At 40.2% G+C, this 20,743-nt stretch carries 20 protein-coding genes; 7 read left to right on the top strand and 13 right to left on the bottom strand.

Annotated features, from left to right (window positions below; genetic code table 11):
* The first annotated feature begins 213 nt into the window (after positions 1–213).
* Positions 214–729: a dihydrofolate reductase gene (locus BMY70_RS27235; protein WP_090340990.1), complete on the top strand. Its 516-nt coding sequence runs from the start codon at positions 214–216 to the stop codon at positions 727–729.
* A gap of 33 nt (positions 730–762) precedes the next feature.
* Entirely contained in the window at positions 763–3,720 is a 2,958-nt protein-coding gene (gene porU2, locus BMY70_RS27230) for a putative type IX secretion system sortase PorU2 (protein WP_177197142.1), read from the top strand.
* Between the two features lie 214 nt (positions 3,721–3,934).
* Here the strand turns inward: porU2 and BMY70_RS31150 are convergent, their stop codons facing one another.
* Entirely contained in the window at positions 3,935–4,147 is a 213-nt protein-coding gene (locus BMY70_RS31150) for a hypothetical protein (protein ID WP_218148684.1), read from the bottom strand.
* A gap of 73 nt (positions 4,148–4,220) precedes the next feature.
* Between BMY70_RS31150 and BMY70_RS27225 the strand changes: the two genes are divergently transcribed.
* The gene (locus BMY70_RS27225) at positions 4,221–4,904 is read left to right on the top strand and encodes a hypothetical protein (protein WP_218148683.1); all 684 of its coding nucleotides are present in this window, start codon (positions 4,221–4,223) and stop codon (positions 4,902–4,904) included.
* On the opposite strand, the gene BMY70_RS27220 is transcribed toward BMY70_RS27225, so the two are convergent.
* On the bottom strand, positions 4,897–5,346 hold the full coding sequence (locus BMY70_RS27220) for a hypothetical protein (protein ID WP_090340984.1): 450 nt from the start codon (positions 5,344–5,346) through the stop codon (positions 4,897–4,899). The genes BMY70_RS27225 and BMY70_RS27220 overlap by 8 nt on opposite strands.
* A gap of 235 nt (positions 5,347–5,581) precedes the next feature.
* Between BMY70_RS27220 and BMY70_RS27215 the strand changes: the two genes are divergently transcribed.
* Entirely contained in the window at positions 5,582–6,313 is a 732-nt protein-coding gene (locus BMY70_RS27215; RefSeq protein WP_090340982.1) for a DUF4290 domain-containing protein, read from the top strand.
* Between the two features lie 54 nt (positions 6,314–6,367).
* A complete protein-coding gene (gene murA, locus BMY70_RS27210) occupies positions 6,368–7,675 on the top strand; it encodes a UDP-N-acetylglucosamine 1-carboxyvinyltransferase (protein ID WP_090340980.1) in 1,308 nt (435 codons plus the stop codon).
* 61 nt (positions 7,676–7,736) lie between these two features.
* Here the strand turns inward: murA and BMY70_RS27205 are convergent, their stop codons facing one another.
* Positions 7,737–8,594: a 3-keto-disaccharide hydrolase gene (locus BMY70_RS27205; RefSeq protein ID WP_090340977.1), complete on the bottom strand. Its 858-nt coding sequence runs from the start codon at positions 8,592–8,594 to the stop codon at positions 7,737–7,739.
* A gap of 151 nt (positions 8,595–8,745) precedes the next feature.
* On the opposite strand from BMY70_RS27205, the gene BMY70_RS27200 reads away from it, so the two are divergent.
* Entirely contained in the window at positions 8,746–9,663 is a 918-nt protein-coding gene (locus BMY70_RS27200) for a class I SAM-dependent methyltransferase (RefSeq protein WP_090340975.1), read from the top strand.
* Positions 9,664–9,693: 30 nt separating this feature from the next.
* Complete coding sequence (locus BMY70_RS27195) at positions 9,694–11,010, top strand: cryptochrome/photolyase family protein (protein WP_090340973.1); 1,317 nt, start codon at positions 9,694–9,696, stop codon at positions 11,008–11,010.
* 19 nt (positions 11,011–11,029) lie between these two features.
* Here the strand turns inward: BMY70_RS27195 and BMY70_RS27190 are convergent, their stop codons facing one another.
* The 10 genes from BMY70_RS27190 to hisIE form a co-directional block, all read right to left on the bottom strand.
* Positions 11,030–12,310, bottom strand: coding sequence for a M16 family metallopeptidase (locus BMY70_RS27190; RefSeq protein WP_090340971.1), 1,281 nt, complete (start codon positions 12,308–12,310; stop codon positions 11,030–11,032).
* 78 nt (positions 12,311–12,388) lie between these two features.
* A complete protein-coding gene (porV, locus tag BMY70_RS27185) occupies positions 12,389–13,567 on the bottom strand; it encodes a type IX secretion system outer membrane channel protein PorV (protein ID WP_090340968.1) in 1,179 nt (392 codons plus the stop codon).
* Positions 13,568–13,676: 109 nt separating this feature from the next.
* A complete protein-coding gene (gene porU / locus BMY70_RS27180; RefSeq protein ID WP_090340966.1) occupies positions 13,677–17,066 on the bottom strand; it encodes a type IX secretion system sortase PorU in 3,390 nt (1,129 codons plus the stop codon).
* On the bottom strand, positions 17,044–17,661 hold the full coding sequence (locus BMY70_RS27175; protein WP_090340964.1) for a hypothetical protein: 618 nt from the start codon (positions 17,659–17,661) through the stop codon (positions 17,044–17,046). Before BMY70_RS27175 ends, porU begins: the two co-directional genes overlap by 23 nt.
* Before the next feature lie 67 nt (positions 17,662–17,728).
* Positions 17,729–17,908, bottom strand: coding sequence for a PG1828 family lipoprotein (locus tag BMY70_RS27170; RefSeq protein ID WP_090340962.1), 180 nt, complete (start codon positions 17,906–17,908; stop codon positions 17,729–17,731).
* Between the two features lie 148 nt (positions 17,909–18,056).
* Complete coding sequence (locus BMY70_RS27165) at positions 18,057–18,836, bottom strand: phosphoglycerol geranylgeranyltransferase (protein ID WP_090340960.1); 780 nt, start codon at positions 18,834–18,836, stop codon at positions 18,057–18,059.
* Positions 18,814–19,242, bottom strand: a complete 429-nt coding sequence (locus tag BMY70_RS27160) for a hypothetical protein (RefSeq protein WP_090340958.1) — start codon at positions 19,240–19,242, stop codon at positions 18,814–18,816. The genes BMY70_RS27165 and BMY70_RS27160 overlap by 23 nt, the downstream gene beginning before the upstream one ends.
* A 74-nt stretch (positions 19,243–19,316) precedes the next feature.
* Positions 19,317–19,682: a phage holin family protein gene (locus BMY70_RS27155; RefSeq protein WP_090340956.1), complete on the bottom strand. Its 366-nt coding sequence runs from the start codon at positions 19,680–19,682 to the stop codon at positions 19,317–19,319.
* A gap of 57 nt (positions 19,683–19,739) precedes the next feature.
* On the bottom strand, positions 19,740–20,075 hold the full coding sequence (locus tag BMY70_RS27150) for a phage holin family protein (RefSeq protein WP_090340954.1): 336 nt from the start codon (positions 20,073–20,075) through the stop codon (positions 19,740–19,742).
* Positions 20,076–20,088: 13 nt separating this feature from the next.
* Positions 20,089–20,718: a bifunctional phosphoribosyl-AMP cyclohydrolase/phosphoribosyl-ATP diphosphatase HisIE gene (hisIE, locus tag BMY70_RS27145; protein ID WP_090340952.1), complete on the bottom strand. Its 630-nt coding sequence runs from the start codon at positions 20,716–20,718 to the stop codon at positions 20,089–20,091.
* Between the last annotated feature and the right edge of the window lie 25 nt (positions 20,719–20,743).

The raw sequence follows: 20,743 nt of genomic DNA, 5'->3' as shown, positions 1-20,743 counted from the left end.
ATGTATTTCATGGCTAACAGACAGGATTTGCACCTTCTATGATTACAAAGGTATGCACAGGTACTTTGCTATGCAAGGTACTATGTGAAAATCTTTTGCGTCATTTGATGAGTGGTAAGATTTCGGGTTGACCGGTAAAAAAAAGGGTCTATAATTCTTACATAATTTTTTTGGTTGTATTTTGAAAATTATTAACAACTAACCGGCGCCAACTTGACACATAAACCTCACTTATATATCATCGCTGCCATGAGCGAAAATCATGTGATCGGGCAGGATAATCGCTTGCCCTGGCACCTTCCGGATGAATGGAAACATTTCCGAAAAGTTACTGACGGAAAGACATTTCTTACCGGTAGAAAAAGCTTTGAAGCTCCGGATGCATTGCATTCTTCCTATCGAAATGTGGTATTGACCCGAAACCCGAACCAGGAAAAACAAGCGGATATCGAATATGCAATGGATTTAGATTCAGGCATTGCGTTACTTAAAGATGAAAACGAAGTATTTGTCTTAGGGGGCGCTTCGGTTTTTGAACAGGCTTTGCCTTTGGTAGAAAAACTTTATCTCACGATCGTCCATACGACGGTGGAAGGTGATGCCTTTTTTCCAAAGCTTGACTGGGATGAATGGAATCTGATTTCCTCCGAATATCATGAAGCCGATGTCCACCACCAGTATGCATTTTCCATGAATCTTTATACCAGAAAGACAATAATGGAAAAATAAATGTGTGGTGTTCATCCTAATTTTCTATTGAAAATGGAACGATACCACACACAATATTTCAGTAAATTATTTCTATTACTTCTCCTACTTTCTACGACGAACAGCTCGGCACAAAAATGGTTGGGAAACGAATGGATTGATACTACGCAGACTTATCTGCGCATTCCTGTCGTCGAAACAGGATTTTATCGAATCACATTTTCCGAGCTGCAAAAGGCCGGATTTCCTGTAAATATGGCTGGTCCGGAATCTTTGCAACTATTTCGCAGAGGCAAAGAAGTTGCCATTGAATTAAATCCAGGAAATGAGAATTCTGGTTTTGAAGGTTTTCTCGACTTTTATGGAGAAAAAAATAATGGCGCGCTTGATTCATCGCTGTATGTAACGCCGAAGGATATGCCGCATTCTTATTACAGTTTGTATTCAGACACTGCTTCTTATTTTCTAACTTTTCGCAGCAATGAAAAAATCGGAAAACGTATTTCGATTTCGGGTTCAAAAACCTCGAAAGAATTGATTTCAGATCATTTTGAGGAAGTAATACAAGTCCGGAGCGAAGAATATCCCGCTGGAAATTTATATCCGATGGGCAGTACCTATGAAAACGGAACCGCGCTGACCAGTTATGATACAGGAGAAGGTTGGACGGGAAAAGAATTGCTTAATAATCAGTCAGAAACATTAAGACTGACGCTTGAAAATCCGGTGCTTCTTAAATTTGAAGGTTCAGAAATTGAACTATTAATTGTTGGCCGGTCAGCCGGAAATCATCAGTTTGTTATTCAGACAGGAGAACCAGGTGCAATCGTCCGAACTGTGGATACATTGAATTTACTGAATTACAATGCTTCTGCATTCAAATTTCAGTTGAATTCGAGAGATATCACAGCTGATGGAAAACTCGCGGTCACAATTATGCCAATTAATAATTCCGGTTCCGTTTCCGTGTCGTATACCAATTGGCGCTATCCTCAGAAAACAGCTATTCCATTAAACCAAAAGCAAAAAATCTATTATTTTGATTTTGAAAGTTCTAAAAAATCGGCAGTTTTTATCAATGCAAAAAACTGGCAATTCTATGATTGCTCAAATGCGTATGAGCTAAAAAGGCTATTTATTCAGGATTCTATTCTTGTTTTAAACGGAGCAAAAAAAGTTATTGCTTTCAAAGAATTCCTTAAAATTCTCCCTATGCGGATTGTGAAATTCAAATCTATAAGTCCTGAGATAGATTATTTAATCATTACGCATCCGCTTGTAAGAAATTCTATCAGCAGCAGCAAAGATCCAGTCCGGGAATATGCGGATTATCGGGCGTCGAAAGAAGGAGGTGATTTCAGAACCTTGATTTTAAATAGTGAAGAAGTTTTTGATCAGTTTAATTACGGAGAGCCTGGTCCGCTGGGAATCAGAAACGCGATATCTTTTTTACACAAAAATACTTCTCTAAAATTTGTATTACTGCTCGGAAAATCAATTGATCCGCAAACAGCGAGGCATCAGTTAAAAGCCCGGCAAAACGATATGATTCCAAATGGTGGCTGGCCAGGTTCAGATATGGCGTTGACGATGGGGCTCGATGATTCCACTATCTATGTCCCCATAGTTCCGATTGGCCGTGTAAATGCTGAAACACCGCAAAACGTTTATGATTATCTGCAAAAAGTAAAAACCTACGAAGCACAAAATAAAGCGGCAAGCTGGCGAAAGAATATCCTTCATTTAAGTGGTGGACATACGGTTAATGAGCGTGAAATTTTCAGACAATATGTGGAATCCTTTGAAAAAAGAATTGCTTTTTCATCTTTGGGAGTAAATGTCCAGACTATATCGAAACGCACGGATGAACCGATTGAAATATTTCCTGTTGATACAATTATAAATAAAGGCGTTGCCCTGATGACACTTTACGGCCATTCGGGTTTAAACTCGAATGATATCAATATTGGTAATCCAAGAGATGCTGACCGTAATTATAAAAATGCCCCCTTATATCCAGCAGTTCTGGTAAATGGATGCGCGATGGGAAATATTTATTATTCCACACCAGCGGTTAGCAACGACTGGATATTAACTCCAGAAAAAGGCTCTGTTTTATTTCTCGCACATACACATAACGGAGTCACTTCTTCACTAAAACATTATACAGATGCTTTTTATGAGGTTCTTGCCGACAGCCTTTTTACCTCCGAGCCTTTTGGACTAATTCAACAGGAAGCTATTCGCAGAAATGTGAAGAAGTATCCGACGATTTCGGATGGAATCACAGCACAGCAAATGAATTTACTTGGCGATCCGGCCATAAAAATATTTCCTACCAAACTCCCCGATTATACCTGGCAACCGGATTTACTTCGATTTTTTGATCCCACAGGAAAAGTGCTGACAAACCAGAGTGACTCCGTCAATATAAAAATTGGGATCAAAAATAACGGCAGATTTAAGTTTGAAAAATATGAAATCGCTATTGAAAGAATCAATGGCGACAAGAATACAAAATATCTGATTCACAGAAATACAACCGCTTACCTCGACACCCTATCGATTACCTTATCTAATAAAAATTATAATTCCGGCCCGGAAAAATGGAATTTCACAATTGACCCAAACAACCTATTACAGGAAGAAAATAAAGCAAATAATTATTTTGAAACAGATTTTATTCTTCCTGAGAGCAATGAAGAAACTCCTGCACAGATTTCAGATGCAGGAGTTTCACCAAATCCATCGAACGAGCATTTCCGCTTTTTCATGAACATTGACGGACTTGTCTTACCCGAAAAATGGAAGATTAAGGTTTTTGATATTCAGGGGCGTACTATTTACGATACTGAATTGCAACCACATCTGGGGAAAAATGAACATATCTGGCGCCCAGTCCGGATGCCGGCTGGAATGTATCTATACCGAATTGAACCTGATAAGAGGTATATCCCTTCTTCCGATAAAGTTGAAAAAGCAATGACCGGAAAATTAATCTGGATGCATTAATGTGGTCAATTCCCAAAATCCCGGATTATTATCTTTTCCTGATCTGGTTGCTGCATAGCGGTATAATTTTATTTTTGAGCTACATCAATCCGAACCATTATACAACAATTGACTCCCACTAGTATCTGGAAGCAGCTACCAATCTATTATCCGGCAAAGGCTATACACTTGCTGAAAATAATATTTATCGTTGGAACAGTACATTTCCAATCGTTTATTCACTGTTTATTTCTATTATTTCTTTCGTTACCGGCACATCTGTTCTGATAGCTTCGAAACTTGTAAATATTGCAGCGTCTGGAATTTGGATGATATATCTGAACCGATGGTTTGGAGAAAAATCAATAATGCTCAGCTGCATTTTATTTTTTGGATCTTTTCTGAAACTTTGGGCACATACTTGGTCGGAGCCTTTATTTCTTATCATTTTATTTTGCTGGACTTATCAATTTTACAAACTGAACAAAAATCCAGAATTTTCTAAAAAGTCTTTTGCTTGTTTGATCTTGCTTGGCATCCTGCTGATATTAATCCGTTACGCCGGAATTTTTATTGTTCCAACGGCACTTGCTTTCGGTGTAGTTTACTTACGAAAAAAGAATTTCTCCAAGACTAGATTTTCAGGATGCTTAGCCTCGGCCTGGACAGCTTTTTTTGCTTTTTATTTATGTATAAATAAATACCTGAGTGGTACGTGGTCCGGCGGAGAGCGGTTTGATGGAAACGTCGATATCCTTGGAAATTTCACAGCATTCTCAAAAGGGATTATGAATGAATTATTCATCATAGACATTGATTCCGAAGATTTTAACTTTCTATCGCTTGCAGGAATTGCAATCCAGATATTAGTAATTATTATCTGGCGGTATCAGAATTTAAAAAAAATAAAAAGCCCGTCACCTTTGAAATTACATTTCTGGATTGTCGCGGGCGGATATTTATTTTTCCTGTTTATCGCGCGTCTTTTTAGTCCCTTTGACGATCCCGGATATCGGCTGTTGGCACCTTACAGTTTTTTGGCTTTGAATGGATTTTGCCTGATTTTGGACTTCGATCAGTTTTCCAAACGTTTGAAATATGCTTCGTTTTTCCTGATTATTTTTTCCTGGCTAGACCTTTTACCACGGCAAAACTTTGATATAAAACTGCTTCAGGTATTTTCCGCATTGTCAGACTTCATTTGACCAGTTTTAAAATACCCGCTTTCGGTATGCTTTTTCCATTGAATATAAACTCCGTGTAAAGAAAATATGGTGCGCCGCACTTTTGTTTTACAGATTTGTAAGAAATAAGAAGGGTATCTGTATCCTGGTTGTTCAGGTGAAGAAACAACTCTGTTTTACCCGATTCCAGAAAAGGAGGCATACACACGTATTGTGTTTCGGTAAGACCACCACCTTCCTGTATCTGAAATGACAGTGCTGAATTATCTTTTACAAATGCCCGTACAGAATCCGGATAATATGGACCTTTGGACACATTGACTAAATTCTTTCCTTTGACATCAACCAATTTGAGCGTAATATGTGCGGTGACCATAGGATCTGTCGTATCGCAGTTTTCACAACCAGATAGAAAAATCAGGCTTAACAGTGCAGATCCGGGTACGGTCTTTATAAAATTCATTCTAAGCGAGTTGGCTGATACTATTCTTTGTGACAATCATTTACCAAAAAAGGTTGTAACAGGATCGTATAATCTGTTAAAAGCAAATGACTTATATTTCAAATAGCGCCGTTCTATCAATTCCCGAAGCGAATATTTGCTGATTTAGCGATTCACAAACCTGACTTCTATCTTCACCCACCTTTACTTTCCATAAAAACTTCTTATTTTTGTCATCTAAAAATCTTCGAAGCTCTTGAAAGAATACGGTAGCAACGTACAAAAACTTGCCGACCACATCGTAAAGATGGAGGATAAGGCAAAACGCAATCTCTACGCGCATATATTGGTTGAACTCATGCGTCAGATCCATCCAAACATGAGGGATAATCAGGACTATACAAATAAACTCTGGGATGATCTTTACATCATGTCCGGATTTCAACTGGATGTGGACAGCCCATATCCACCACCTTCTCCTGAATCTTTGGGTAAAAAACCATTGACAGTTGGCTATAACCAGCATAATCTGATGTATCGCCACTACGGCCGCAACATCGATCTTTTGCTTCAAAAGGCGATTCAGACCGAAAATCAGGAAGATCGTCTGGCTTTTGTTTCTTATGTTTTCAGATTGATGCGTTCGTTTTTTAATACGTGGAATAAGGATAATCCCGAAGATCACGTATTGATCGGTCAGCTTGAACTTTTGACCAAAGGACAATTGAAGGAGGAAATTGATTATATCCGTAAAAATGGACCGGTTGATGCTGCGCCGAAAGACCGTAACAGTAATCAGGACAGAAATCGTGGAAATCATTCGGGCGGCGGCTTTAAAGCACAGCCTAACCAAGATCGTCAGGGACCAAATAATCAGAATAACAATAATAACCGGAACAGGCCGAATAATAAATTCGCAGGCAGGAACAATAACAACAATAATAACAATCGTAATAATAACAATAATCGTAAAAAGCCTGGAATCTGATCTGGTGCTATTTCTCAACCGGTTTAACTTCCATACTACCGCCTGCAACTATCTATGGCTTCATTTAAAATAACAGGAGACAGACGCCTGAAAGGTGAAATTGTACCTCAGGGTGCCAAAAACGAAGCATTACAAATTATTTGTGCCGTACTTCTTACTAAGGAACCGGTTACTATACATAACATTCCGAATATTCGCGACGTCAATCAGCTTATTGATCTTCTCGGAGATCTTGGTGTACGTAAAACCCGGTTGAGTGATTCCTCTATCCGTTTCGAGGCGAACGATATCAATCTGGATTATCTTGAATCGGATTCTTTCCGCCAGAAAGCTGCGGCTTTACGTGGTTCTGTGATGTTGCTCGGACCGATGCTTGCACGTTTCCGTAAAGGCAGAATACCTCGTCCGGGCGGAGATAAAATTGGCAGAAGGCGCCTGGATACGCACTTTATCGGCTTTGAAAAACTGGGAGCGACGTTCAGTTACGATGAAGAAGACGGAGGATTTTACCGCGTTGATGCAGCGAATCTGAAGGGCGCTTATATGCTTTTGGATGAAGCTTCTGTAACCGGAACGGCCAATATCCTGATGGCTGCCGTGATGGCAGAGGGAACAACAACACTTTACAATGCTGCCTGCGAGCCTTATCTGCAGCAACTTTGTAAAATGCTGAACCGCATGGGCGCTAAAATTTCCGGCATTTCTTCCAATTTGCTGGTAATTGAAGGAGTTAGCGAATTAACAGGAACGGAACATACCATGCTTCCGGATATGATTGAAATCGGTAGTTTTATCGGCCTGGCTGCGATGACGCAATCAGAAATAACGATCAAAAACTGTCAGATACCGCAACTGGGAATTATCCCGGAAGTTTTCCAAAAGTTAGGAATTCAAATGGAATTCCGTGGCGATGACATTTTCATCCCTGCTCAGGAAAAATACCGCATGGAAAATTACCTTGACGGCTCTACACTTTCGGTTGCTGATGCCCCATGGCCAGGTTTTACGCCTGACTTACTGAGTATCGTTCTGGTAACTGCGACGCAGGCGCAAGGAACGGTTTTGATTCACCAGAAAATGTTTGAAAGCCGTCTTTTCTTTGTAGATAAGCTTATTGAAATGGGTGCTCAGATTATTCTTTGTGATCCGCACCGCGCAACGGTAATCGGCCATAACCGTGAAACTCAATTAAGAGGAATCCGTATGACTTCTCCTGATATTCGTGCCGGCGTTGCCTTGCTTATTGCGGCCATGTCTGCAAAAGGCGTAAGTATCATTGATAATATCGAACAAATTGACCGCGGATATCAGAACATCGATACGCGATTGAATGCAATCGGTGCGGAAATCGTTCGTTTGTAATCTTACTATATAAAACAAAGAAAGGCGCCCGAAAAGGTGCCTTTCTTTGTTTTACCCTTATCTATTTGCCCTTCTTATAAGTACAAACTGAATTATCGGCTTTAACATAATACGACTTATAGTTTGTCGCTTTCGGATCCATACATCCTTTCAGGTTCAAAAGCTCGACTTTTCTGAACTCAACCGGGTGGCTTTCACTTTGCAGAGAAATAGATCCATGATCTAGTAATTTTCCGTCAATCAAAAGCGCTGCATCATTTCCGCTTACATTTCCTCCACCCATCTGAGGCTTGTTATATTCCAACACCTTTTCTCCATTGGCAAAATGCTGAATCAAAGAATCGCCTAAAACCAGAACTTCGGCACGAACCCACTGATCACCATTATACGTCTTTGATGTAGAATTTACGCAATGCTGTGTGATCAATTTGCCATCCATAACCACATTGGTTCCTGGTGTGCAAAGATTACAGGTCGTACGTTTTTTTTCATCACCACCAAGTAACTGTACCTCAATAGAAATCGGAAAATCCTGGTCTTTTCCCATCGTAGCAGCTGGTTGCCCCTGGACCATAATACCGCTGTTTCTCCACGCCCAACCTTCGCCTTTCGGTGCCTGCTCGCCTACAAAACGGTACTCCACTGCAATTCGATAGTATGAAAAATCTTCTTTATAAAAAATGTGTCCGTACTTTTGTTTGAAATCGTCATACTGATCATAACGAACCACCATTTTTCCATCTTCTACCCTAAAGGTATTTCCAAAATTGTCGTTCAGATCATTCCCACGAATTTTAATATCCCAGCCATCGAGGTTTTTTCCGTTAAAAAGTTGTTTCCATTCCTGCTTAGCAGCATCTTTTTGAGCAAAGGCTGTCAGGGAGAATAAGGCAAATAAGATACTCAGGCGTAATTTCATAAACTGGATGATTAAAGAAAGATTGTAATTGATTAAAGGTCAGGCATAAACAAGATATACAACGTGTTTACGAATTATCCTTTCAAATATCCTGTTGTTTTAAAGCAGGCAGCAGATTGCTACTTCGTGAACTCCGGCCTGTAAATATACTATGAGAACTAAAAATATAAAGCGTAAAGGACATTCAGAGGACTTTTTTGGTGAATATCGCGACTTTTGGTGGAACGAAGGATTTCTTAAATTACTCGCTAAGAGACTTCAGTTACATTCACATTTCAACCTACTCGACGTTGGTTGCGGCCAATGTCATTGGAGTAGATTGCTGGTCGACTACCTTGGAGCCCCCACAAAAGTATGCGGCGTTGATAACGATAGAAAATGGTCAAAAGGTGAGGCAGAATTAAATCAGTTTTTTAAGACAAAAGGTGTAGATTTTGAATTAAAAAAAGGAGACGCTCACGAACTTCCCTACGATGATGAAACTTTTGACATCGTTACTTGTCAGACACTTTTGATTCATGTTCAGCATCCTAAGACAGTTATAGCGGAAATGAAACGGGTTTTAAAGCCTGGTGGCACAATTCTTTGTGTTGAACCAAATAATCTGGTGCAAAGTCTGACCCAAAGTTCTGTATCCATGAATGACCCGATCGACGAGGTTCTTGACCATGTTAAATATGCGTTACTTTTCGAAAAAGGAAAGAAAAAACTAGGTCTTGGGGATAACTCACTCGGCGATCTTGTTCCCGGATTTCTGGTCCAGGCTGGCTTCAATCAGGTAGAAGTTCGTCTTTCTGATAAAGCAATTGCAATGTATCCGCCTTATACCACCGATGAGCAGATAGCGACCATGAGGCAGTGGCAAAACGGAAATACATGGAGTAATGAAGAGTTTTCGGACTATGATTATTTCAGAGCCATGGGCCCGGAAAATCTGGAATTTTTTGAAAATTATAAAAGAAAATATGCACACCTGGGAGAGCGTATGCTGCGTAATATTGATGCAAATAAATATCATTCCGCGGGTGGCGCGATGATGTATGTGATATCAGCTACTAAACCGTTATAATTAAAAGCGACCTAAGTCTACTTTTGTTTTATGAAAAAAGAGAAAATAGCCATTTCCTGGTTTCGCAGAGATTTACGCCTGCTGGATAATGCAGGACTATACCATGCTTTAAAATCCGGCTTTTCTGTACTTCCCCTTTTCATTTTTGATCGCGCAATTCTTGATCAGCTGGAAAACAAAGAAGATAAACGGGTAACTTTTATATATCAGGCAGTTGCCGATCTGAAAAAACAACTAAAAGAACTGGATTCGGATATGGAAGTTCAGTATGGATTTCCGGTAGATATCTGGAAAAGCCTGCTTGAAAAATACGATATCGCAGAAGTTTATACGAATCATGACTATGAGACTTATGCGAAAGATCGTGATGATGAAATTGCCTCGTTACTGAAAAAAAGTGGCGTAGAATTTAAAACTTTCAAGGATCAGGTGATTTTCGAAAAACAGGAAATTCTTACCGGACAGGATACTGTCTATACCGTTTTCACTCCGTATAGCAAAGCCTGGAAAGCCAAGCTCAATGATTTTTATCTTTCCTCCTATCCTACCAAAAAGTACTTTTCGAAATTTTACAAAACAAAGACAACCAATATTCCAACTTTTAAAGAAATGGGATTCATCGAAACAGATCATGATTTCCCGTCTGAAAAAGTTAGATCTGCACTGATTGAGAATTACGAAGAAACCAGAAATTATCCCGCCCTACCCGGAACATCCCGTATAGGAATTCACCTTCGGTTTGGAACGGTCAGTATCCGAGATCTGGCTAGAAAAGCACTCGAGAAAAGTGATACCTGGCTGAATGAGCTGATCTGGAGGGATTTCTATCACCAGATTTTATGGAACTTTCCGCAAGTTGGTCAGGGCAAAGCATTTCGGGCGGATTATGATAAGATTCGATGGAGAAATAATGAGAAAGAATTCAAATTATGGTGTGAGGGAAAAACCGGATATCCTCTGGTTGATGCCGGCATGCATGAATTGAACGAAACCGGCTTTATGCATAATCGCGTGCGTATGGTTACAGCAAGTTTTCTGTCAAAACATTTACTGATCGACTGGCGCTGGGGTGAAGCCTATTTTGCTGAAAAATTACTTGATTATGACCTGGCAGCAAACAATGGCGGCTGGCAATGGGCAGCGGGCTCGGGAAACGATGCTGCACCTTATTTCCGTATTTTCAACCCGACGGCTCAGGCTGAAAAATTTGACTCAAAAGGAGAATACATAAAAAAATGGGTTCCGGAACTCAATAGTCTGAATTATCCGGCACCCATTGTAGATCATAAATTTGCCCGAGAGCGTTGCCTGAAAGCGTACAAGGAAGCACTCAACAAAGACAAATAGAAGTGACAAAAAGCTGTTTTTATTTCCCTCCCACCACGACCTCGACCATTTCTTCAGGCCTTAAATACTTCAATGCCATCAACTGGATATCTTCCGCTGTGGTGGCATGAATTTGTTCGATATAACGGCTAAAAAAGTCAGCTGGTAATTTATCCAGCAAAAGGATCTTTTGGCGATCTGCCACTTCAAAAGCAGTGTTCAAAGATCCCGCAAACTCTCCTGCCATAAAATTCTTAACTGTCTGCAATTCTGTATCGTCTATTAACTCCGTTTGGAGCCGGTAGATTTCCTTTTTTATCTCATCAATTGTCTGTTGGGTAAATTCCTTTTTAACATCCGTACCGATCATGAAGTACCCTTCGCGCCGCAGCGTAACCATATGCGAAGAAATTCCATAAGTCAGGCCTTTTTCTTCACGAATATTTTTCATTAAACGCGAACCAAAGTACCCCCCGAGAATTTCATTTGTTACCAGCATTTTAAAATAATCCGGATGCTGTCTTGTAAATAATCTTCTTCCGATGCGGATTGTAGACTGCACACTATCGGATTTCTCTACCAAAACTTCCTTTCCTTCATAATCGGTGTCGACTATGCGGGAAATTTCGGATGCATCGTTTTTATACTCGCCCTGGCCAAAATATTGATTGACCAGTTTTACATCCACATCACTTACCTGCCCTGCCAAAATAATCGTGCGTTTACCGTTTTTCACAAACACCTCGAAGTGATCCCGAATAGCTGATAAAGACAGATCCTGAATATTTTTTTCTTCCTGACTTTGTCCATAAGGATGTTCGCGGCCGAAAAGTTGTCTCCGAAATTCAGTCGTGGCCAGGTAAGCAGTTTTTTCTTTATTGACCCGAAGATTCTGAAGCGTAATGTTACGGAGTTCGTCCAGTTCTTTTTCCGGAAAATCAGGTTCACCAATCATTTCTTTAATAATCGTCATGACCTCCGGCAAAAATCTCGACAAGCAATAAACCACAATCCCTGAACGGTCTGAAGAATGGGTCATATCAATAAATGCACCGATCTTGTCGAAAGCTTCGCTAATTTCCGAAGAAGTCATGGACCGAGTCCCCTCAGGAAGCATTTTGATTGCAAAATAAGACGCGCCGGTTTCCTTCTCATGCCAGTTCCCGGATTCAAATATACATTCGAACCGGACAACCGGCTGTTCTCCAATGTTGATAACATGAAGCGGAATTCCATTATCCAAGGTATGGGATTGGGGTTCCGGTAGGTGTATTGTATTAATAATTTTATAATCAGGAGCTTCTGTGCGGTCGAGGATCATATTGTTCTTTTGATAAAAAAGCGAATGACGTTCTTACAAACATCATTCGCTTTTCATTAAGATATATAGTAGAAATTATTAGTTGTCAGTATCTCCAACATCTAGTTTTTCAGATTTGTTCAAGCTCAAACCAAGTGTTATACGCAAGGTTTGCGCCAACGGGCTGCCTTGTGTTGTCGGGAACATATAGGCAAAATCCACATTGTAACGGTCAAGGAACTTAGCACCGACACCAGCTGTAAAGAATCTGCGGTCACCTTTGTTTTTATTTTCGCCAAAATAACCTGCACGAAGCGCAAAAATATCATTGTACCAATATTCAGCACCCACTGCCACTGCGATTTCCTGTACTTCTTCTTTAAATCCGTCCGGAGCATCAGAGAAAGAACCAAAAGCACCTTTCAAAGAACCATATCCGTTGATCTGAACGTTTTGAGCAGCTGTTGCGCCAGGTGTCGGAACCATTAATTTGCTGGCATCAACAATAAAATTGAAACGGTTTCTTCCGTCCGCCGTGAACGAAAGTCCACCACCCAATTTCAAATTGGTAGGAATAAAGCTTTCTGTGTCTGTATTTGAGCCATAGTTGATCTTACCACCAAGGTTAGACAATACTGCACCAAGAGACCAGGTAAGTTCGCCTCCTGTATCTTCGTTTTGAATTTGTTTTCTATAAAATGCACTGATATCACCGGCCACTGTTCGTGCTGGTTTAAGAGACACATTGTTAACAACTGCATTTCCCGCAAGGTTGGAAGAAATATATTTCAACGTCAGGCCCATTGAGAAATTCTTCCCAAGCTGTTGGGAATAGGTACCGCTGATCGCCAGCTCTCTTGAATTAAAAAATCCTGTGTGTGTACCAACGGCATCACGCAAATCCAATTCACCGTTGTTGAAGAAATTGATAGAAGCTGCAACTGCCTGACCTTTTCCGATTTTCTTATAAGCAGTAAGATAACCTAACCACATATCGTCAACCAAATTTCTCAACCAAGGAGTATAAGAAGCCGAAACTCCGAAGTCTTTTTGGTTATATGGCAGTTTTGCGGCATTCCAATAAGTTGAATTTGCATCCGGGCTAAGAGCAACACCCGCTTCACCCATACCAGCGCTTCGCGCATCAGGTGCAAAAGTTAAAAAAGCCAGAGGGGAACTTGGTATTCTGCGAATCGTGTCTGCTGCGAGGGACTGAGCAAGCAAACTACTCGTTGACAATAAGAATAATGAAGATAAACTTACAAAAAATAGTCTCATATTTATTGGATTTGCGATAGGAAGTGGTGTTAGTCGACTTCTTTTAAAGGGTCAAAAATACGATGAAAGATATTTAATACTATAATAAAATTACAAGATTTATTATTCGCTAACGCAAACGGAGGAGTTTCCCCGAACGCTTGTCGATAGAATTGTCATTTAATGAACGAATTTGTACAGTATATATAAGTGAATTCATCCCGGAAGTAAATCCATCCAGTCTTATTCCCGAGATTGTTTGCTTGATAATACTCTCACTATTATAGTATTGCCATTGAAAAGCCCCCAGCTTTTGCCCTGAGTTCAGCAATATACTAAAAACAATTTCTACATCATCATCGGCTTTGTTATGAATTAGTTCAAATGACAGATCCTGATCAAAAGGGTTTGGAAAAACCGTAAGACTGCTAAGTTTTATACCAGTTGCTAAACCTACTTGAAATCCGAACGTTATTTCAGAAGAGTTAGTATACGTATCCCAGACTTTAATGACCGCTGTATATTTCCCGGCTGGAAGATTATCGAACGGAAACCGAACTGTTCCCTTCCTGTAGTCAAGGCCAGCTGTATAATAATCGTTCAATACAAAGGTTACCGTATCATTAAGCGTAACCGTAAGATCATGACCGATCCCGGATTGTGACACATTAATGCCATTTTCGTCACTCAGATCAAGAAATAAAACTGAGGAACCTTCGACTGTATCTCCCTCCCGGAAATCTTTTGTATTTATATAGGCTGTCACTTTTGGCGGCGTCATATCCTCGACCGGCGTTACACTTCCTCCAACCAGAATATCAAGCTGACCGGATGCGTCAGACAAGCTATCCTCACTTATGGCATAAAAACTGGCGCGGCCCAAACCAATACGATAGTCAATATCTTTAGGCATAACAAATTCGCAAACAAATTGTCCGCCAGTAATTTTAACAGTCCCGTCGAAAAGTTTATTTCGAAATTCACTATAACTTTTCACCTCTCCTTCATTACCTAAAGTCCGGAAAGAAACAGCCTTATCGTAAACGGTAATACGTGCCATTCCATTGAAAGATTTTTCGACCTGGTTATTTGCAGCAACTTCACCTCGTAAAGCTACCTTTTCCATGGCACGTAAAGTATCCGGCGAAGCAACCCATCTAATCTGTTTTTCCGCTCGTGCCAAACGCATAGACGGATCGCCAAGCAAAGTAAAATTCCGGTTTAAACTTCCGGCTAACCCATTATTTTTAGTTAAACGGAAAATATCGCCCAGCGTCGCGTCCGGCCCCAGGTCAATTAATGCTTCGTAAAAAGCCTTGTTGATCGTGAAGTTTGTACTGGAATAAACGGGGCGTGTTGTACTTACTGCCCCAATTGCTGCACCGCGAGGACTTAATACCATTAATTCAGCACCAGAAATTATACCAGGATCATCGTATCGGCCAAAATCACAAGTCGCAGTAATTAGTAGCGGAAGATTATTATAGCCTCTTGCAGTCTGCATTTCAGCCAGCGTCAACACTTGTTCCTCTGCCCAGCCACTTGTCCCGCCATGACCGGTATAGTTCAGGATAAGCGTTCCGTCATTAATGCTTTTCTTTATTGCAGTGTTTACCGCCGGTACCCTTTGCCCCAAACTTGTCGTTGTTTGTGGATAAGCATCTAAAAATATACGACTCGACAAGAAATTTGTTTGCGTCAGCTTAGCCAGTTCATCTGCGTGTTGTTGATGAACTGTGCCATCGCCATCATCTGCCACAAAATTAATAGTGTTCTGCCACCGCCCCCGAGACTTTGGCGACGATGCGTAATGAATTAACTTGTCGACAATAATCGTCGCATCTGAAACCGATTTAACAGGAAGTCGCCCAATACCAATTTCTTCCGCATAATCTCCTGCGCTATTTTCAATCCAATCACCTTCATCATCCTTCAAAAAACCAAAATAATCATCTGAGGAATAGGTATAAACAGGATTAAGGGATTCGCGGCTTTCATAGACAGGAATCCAGTTATTCCGTTGCGTCAAGGTCTGATTTTGAAGCAGATTTTTGTAATCATACGTAGCGTCTCCAAACAGTAACAAGTATTTTATTTTGCCTGGGTCACTTTTAGACAAATGGCGAACGTAATCACGAATGGCAGAAACATCGGTTTTGCCACTTGAAAATTCATTAAAAATCTGGTCTGTTGTTACGACCAGCGTTTGAAGATTATCTTTTTCTTCACGAAAAGCCGCAAGTCTCTTTGCTTCGGATTCAAATGTTTTCGCGGTAACAATTAAAAGATCAGGGACTGCATTACTGCGTAAATTCTGGTTTTGAATCTTCTGTCCTGAAATCGGCGTCATTGCGTTTTGTAAAGAAAATCCGATGTAAGTTCGTTCACTTTTGCCGTTCGTTTCAACAAAGGACGCCGCAGTTATGGTATTTTTAAAAATCGCAGAAGTAACCTTCGAAGGATCAGAAACATTCCACCAAATCCAGTCTGCTGATACGTTATTGATCTGATAGGCCACGATATCTTTTGAACCTGGTGAAAACCGGTAGAATTGCTGTTTATCATAGGCTTTTAAAATCCTCTTCGTCTGCAGACCGAAATAATTGAGATACGCCTGCGCTGAACTTTGTCCATTTTTATCATAGTTTACGCCCAGTGCAAAGCTCGCTAACGGATTGTCCATCGCCTTCGCAACGAAAACAGCTTCGAATTTTTGAGCTTTAAGATCATATAGACCAGCGCCAACCACGCCAATAGGGCTTTCGCCAACCGATTGACCATTGAGCTGCCATAGAAATTTTGTTGGCACCTGTGCAGAGCCAATTGCAGATGCAGAAAGAATAATATTGGACGAAGGAACAACATCAGGAACATTAGCCTGAATGGTGAATGGGGATGACGTCCCTAGATATTCTCCCCACCATTCGCGACCGGATCTTAACAGATTAACGGATTCATTTTCATGAAACCAGTAATCGTCATATTGATTAACGACAGTTTCTGAAGGTTCTGATTCACTTTGTTTTGCCGCTATTCTCAAACCCTTCCCTGCATCGACCGTCAGGAAATAAAAACTTGTATCGGAATAAATATTGATCTGATGAAAATAACGCGCTTTCAAAGAATCGTAGTAGACCCGGTGAGGGCTTTCTCCATAGAAATAGATAGCATCGGAAGCATCAAACCTGCCATCTTCTTCTCCATTAACTAAAATGGCATTCTGTATTAAATCAACAGGGCGCTTTTCCTTATTATTTTGAGGAAGCATTTTCCCTCCATTTCCATATATTTTTATCTGATCAGGAGAAATAGCATTGATATCGACCCCAATTTTTTTCAGAAAAGCCGCATCCAATTTATAGATACCACCTTCCGTGATCGAAATCTTATAACAATTACCTGATGATAAAACAGAAGAACTCTGTCCGAAAGCCTGAATTGAAAACAGTAGAAAAATCCAGCAACAAAATGCCGGAGTAAACAAGAAATTCACAAATCTAACACGCTTCAACAAGGGCATGAGCAGGGATTGTATAACGACGTTGGGATATTTTATCCGTACAAAGCACGCGAGTACGCCTCAGAGAACCTCTAACAAAGTGTCTGTTATGAAAAACGAAATTGCTGCCTTCCATAAGATGAACCAAGGCAACTTTATTCGCGGTCACAGCATTATCGTCGTACTTTTTGATTGAATTGTAAAGAATGTGATCTGCGCTTGTAGAAGCTTTCGGGTTCTGAGCATATTTCAAAAGCGGTTCAAGAATATCGGAAGGAAAAATGTGCTCGTTCATGACCGGAGCTAACAAAGTCGCAAATGCTGTTTTCCATTCGATGCCATGCGGAGCAATGCGCTTTCTTAACCTGTTTTTAGTTTGGGTATAAACAACATGGTGCGCAACTTCGTGTAGATAGGTAATCAGAAAATTATAGCGGTTCAGATTTTTATTTACCGTAATCCTTGGTACAAAACCTGGTTTTATAGTAAAATCGCCCAAACGGGAATTTCGCGGGCGTGATAAGAAAAAATCGAATTTATACGTTTTGTGGAGATGATCGCAGTATGCGTAAGCAAGCTGAGGAACGTAGTCTGCCAGGGATATTGTTTTTTCCATACCCTAAATAAAAAAAGAAAAGCCTTATAAGTAAGGCTTTTCAGTAATTTCAACAAGAGCTCAATGATTATTTCACTGAATCAGCTTTGATAGAATCAGTTGCAACAGAATCAACAGCTACAGTATCAACCATAGGAGTTTCAACAGTTACAGCAGTAGAATCAGCTGCTTCTTCTTTTGGCTTGCTTGTACAAGACGCGAATGCTACCATTCCGGCAACAAATGCAAATGCTACGAATTTTTTCATTTCTTGGGTGTAATTAAGGTTCGATGCAAAGATAGCATGATTACTTTCAATTATCCCAACATTTTGGATTGTATTTTTCCAAGAACTTAAAATTTCCTTAGAAAATAATGAAACCCCTTCCTTTAGTACAATATATTATCCCCTAAGTCTAGTAAACCTTTTCTAACTGGAGGTTAAACATCTTAACCGAGGCCGCTACCTCGGGAAGCAGATTCTGGTTTTGTTCTATTCCATTACCTACCACAATCACATCCGCTCCGGCCTGCATGGCCAGTAGTGCTTTTTCACTGGAATCTATCCCGCCGCCGACAATTATTGGCGTATCAACCGCTGCACGAACAGCCGCGATCATTTCAGGAGAGACCGGAACTTGCGCCCCGCTCCCGGCATCCAAAAAAATATTTCTGAGCCCCAGCATTTCGCCTGCCATAGCAGTACATGCCGCAATGGAAGCTTTATCATGAGGAATTGGGGTTGTATTGCTGATATAAGATACGGTTGTCAGTTTTCCACTTTCGATCAGCATATAACCAGTCGGTAATATTTCGATTCCACTTTTCTTAAGCATTGGAGCGGCGATCACATGCTGCCCGATGAGAAAATCTGGATTTCTTCCCGAAATCAGGGATAAAAGTAATATCGCATCTGCAGTATGCTCCACATGAAGACTATTGCCAGGGAACAAAATTGTTGGAATACTGGTATATTTTTGAATAGCCGAGATCAGCTTATCAATAGCATAATTTGTTATAAGACTGCCACCGACGAAAAAAAAGTCAACTTCATTTTCAACTGCCTGTGCAAGGAAACTTTGAAAAGTGTCAAAATCCACTTTATCAGGATCCAGGAGAACGGCAAAAGATTTCCTCTTTTCTTCTTTTCTGGCTGTAAGGAGGTCTGCTATTCTATGATTTGATATTTTCTTCATCCGATTCAAGGTCATCTGCAATAAAATTCTTTAGCTTTTGGCGCGCCCACCCTGCTGCCAATGTCCATACTAAGCTTTGTACGACTTCACCTATCGCAAATTTACTCTTCTTTTCAGGAACCGAACGTTGAATTACCGGATTTTCAGGCTCAATATATATTTTTTCTTTCTTTTTCTCTTTTGGAAGTACTGCTTCAAGCACCAGATAGGTACTCACAACGACTCCCCCTATGATTAACGCCTGTTTTCCATAATCTGTTGCGTCTTTCTTAAGGTCGTCCCATTGCAGTTCCAATTTATCCCTGTAAAGGTCTGCTTCTCTAAGCAAATCCTCTTTTTCTGCATCAGTATTTGACGAGAATGGTTTTGATAACTTTACGGATGAATCTATCGGAGAACTACTCATATCATTATCCTATATTAATGTATTATTCAGAAGTAACCAGTATAAAACAAAAATAATAATTTCACGGGAAAAGCCTATTTTCCCAGTACCTTATCAGTAAGTTCATCTTCCTTTACCTGAACAAAACGAGTGATTATATTACGAATAAAACCTATCAGCTGTTTTTTGAATGAGATCGCCAGGACTAATTTTAAAACAAAAACACCTAACAAAATAAGGTATCCCAGATAATCGCTGTTCAGCCATTTATTTAGGAATGTTCCTAATAATATGATGAGCAGAATCAGAATGATCAAAGCAACACTTAATAAAACAACGCCATAAATTGCGGTTACAACCGTACGTTCTATTTTGTCTCTTGTCTCAATTTTAAACAGATCGATCCGGGTCTCGAAATATTTAAACAGCGTATCCTTAATTTCTTCCAGTTGGTTAAACATAGGCGTGTTGTTTGCAATTCATTTAATTTGATTTAGATAAGTTCTTTAAACAAAGGTCTAATCCAAAAACATACCAAGGATTGCAGAAACTACGGAAACGACTAAACCAAAGATAAGCGCAGAGATAAATCCGCTGATGGCAAATCCGTCAACCAGATAAGTCGCCAGATAAATTATAAATACATTGATTACAAAATAGAAAATCCCGAGGGTCAGAATGGTGATCGGCAGAGCCAGAATCTGAAGTACCGGCTTAAGAAAAGTATTAAGAATCCCTAAAACGATGGCTACAATTGCTGCGGTTGTCCAGCTTTCCACGAAAACACCGGGAACAAGCTTGGAAGCGACAACGATGGCCAATGTACTGATTAAAAGGCGTATTAATAAATTCATATGGCTTTGGTTTTTATGAGTGACGGCTACGAAGTACGCTAATTACCTCGTCTAAGTCAATGTTTTTTTGCTCCAAAAGTACGAGAAGGTGAAAAAGCAAATCGCTCACCTCCCCTTTAAACAGCCCATCGTCATTGTCTTTTGCTTCAATAACAACTTCAACGGCTTCCTCCCCTACCTTCTGCGCGATTTTATTTACGCCTCTTTTGAACAAGCTGCTGGTATAAGATTCGTCGTTCGGATTTAATTTTCTGTCACGGATAATATCCTTTTGCAGATAATTTAAAAACGCCGCTTCCCCGATCCGTGTATTGCGGTTATTTTTTTCCCCAAAACAGGTATCATCCCCAGTGTGGCAAGTTGGCCCCGCTGGATCCGCTTTAATTAAAATCGTATCTCCGTCACAATCAGCTAATATCTCCTTAACAAACAGAAAATTATCCGAAGTTTCACCTTTCGTCCAGAGACGCTGTTTGCTTCTGCTGAAAAATGTAACCTTACCTTCCGCCTGTGTTTTTTCAAACGCGTCGCGGTTCATATATCCAAGCATCAGGACAACAGAAGTGTTTGCATCCTGAATTACAGCAGGTACAAGTCCGTCAGGTGATTTTGTAAAATCTATGGTTGAAAGTTCGTTAGTCATTTATACTGGTAGGTAAAATTTTGGC

Source organism: Dyadobacter koreensis (assembly GCF_900108855.1).
Taxonomy (GTDB): Bacteria; Bacteroidota; Bacteroidia; order Cytophagales; family Spirosomataceae; genus Dyadobacter; species Dyadobacter koreensis.
This window is presented reverse-complemented; position numbering and strand designations above follow the sequence as displayed.

What these genes read in the sequence shown, in the direction of transcription:
- porU2 (WP_177197142.1), top strand. Translation starts at nt 763, where the DNA reads ATGGAACGATACCACACACAATATTTCAGTAAATTATTTCTATTACTT.
- BMY70_RS31150 (WP_218148684.1), bottom strand. Translation starts at nt 4,147, where the DNA reads ATGATAAGAAATAAAGGCTCCGACCAAGTATGTGCCCAAAGTTTCAGA.
- BMY70_RS27220 (WP_090340984.1), bottom strand. Translation starts at nt 5,346, where the DNA reads ATGAATTTTATAAAGACCGTACCCGGATCTGCACTGTTAAGCCTGATT.
- murA (WP_090340980.1), top strand. Translation starts at nt 6,368, where the DNA reads ATGGCTTCATTTAAAATAACAGGAGACAGACGCCTGAAAGGTGAAATT.
- BMY70_RS27205 (WP_090340977.1), bottom strand. Translation starts at nt 8,594, where the DNA reads ATGAAATTACGCCTGAGTATCTTATTTGCCTTATTCTCCCTGACAGCC.
- BMY70_RS27200 (WP_090340975.1), top strand. Translation starts at nt 8,746, where the DNA reads ATGAGAACTAAAAATATAAAGCGTAAAGGACATTCAGAGGACTTTTTT.
- BMY70_RS27195 (WP_090340973.1), top strand. Translation starts at nt 9,694, where the DNA reads ATGAAAAAAGAGAAAATAGCCATTTCCTGGTTTCGCAGAGATTTACGC.
- BMY70_RS27190 (WP_090340971.1), bottom strand. Translation starts at nt 12,310, where the DNA reads ATGATCCTCGACCGCACAGAAGCTCCTGATTATAAAATTATTAATACA.
- porV (WP_090340968.1), bottom strand. Translation starts at nt 13,567, where the DNA reads ATGAGACTATTTTTTGTAAGTTTATCTTCATTATTCTTATTGTCAACG.
- porU (WP_090340966.1), bottom strand. Translation starts at nt 17,066, where the DNA reads ATGCCCTTGTTGAAGCGTGTTAGATTTGTGAATTTCTTGTTTACTCCG.
- BMY70_RS27175 (WP_090340964.1), bottom strand. Translation starts at nt 17,661, where the DNA reads ATGGAAAAAACAATATCCCTGGCAGACTACGTTCCTCAGCTTGCTTAC.
- BMY70_RS27170 (WP_090340962.1), bottom strand. Translation starts at nt 17,908, where the DNA reads ATGAAAAAATTCGTAGCATTTGCATTTGTTGCCGGAATGGTAGCATTC.
- BMY70_RS27165 (WP_090340960.1), bottom strand. Translation starts at nt 18,836, where the DNA reads ATGAAGAAAATATCAAATCATAGAATAGCAGACCTCCTTACAGCCAGA.
- BMY70_RS27160 (WP_090340958.1), bottom strand. Translation starts at nt 19,242, where the DNA reads ATGAGTAGTTCTCCGATAGATTCATCCGTAAAGTTATCAAAACCATTC.
- BMY70_RS27155 (WP_090340956.1), bottom strand. Translation starts at nt 19,682, where the DNA reads ATGTTTAACCAACTGGAAGAAATTAAGGATACGCTGTTTAAATATTTC.
- BMY70_RS27150 (WP_090340954.1), bottom strand. Translation starts at nt 20,075, where the DNA reads ATGAATTTATTAATACGCCTTTTAATCAGTACATTGGCCATCGTTGTC.
- hisIE (WP_090340952.1), bottom strand. Translation starts at nt 20,718, where the DNA reads ATGACTAACGAACTTTCAACCATAGATTTTACAAAATCACCTGACGGA.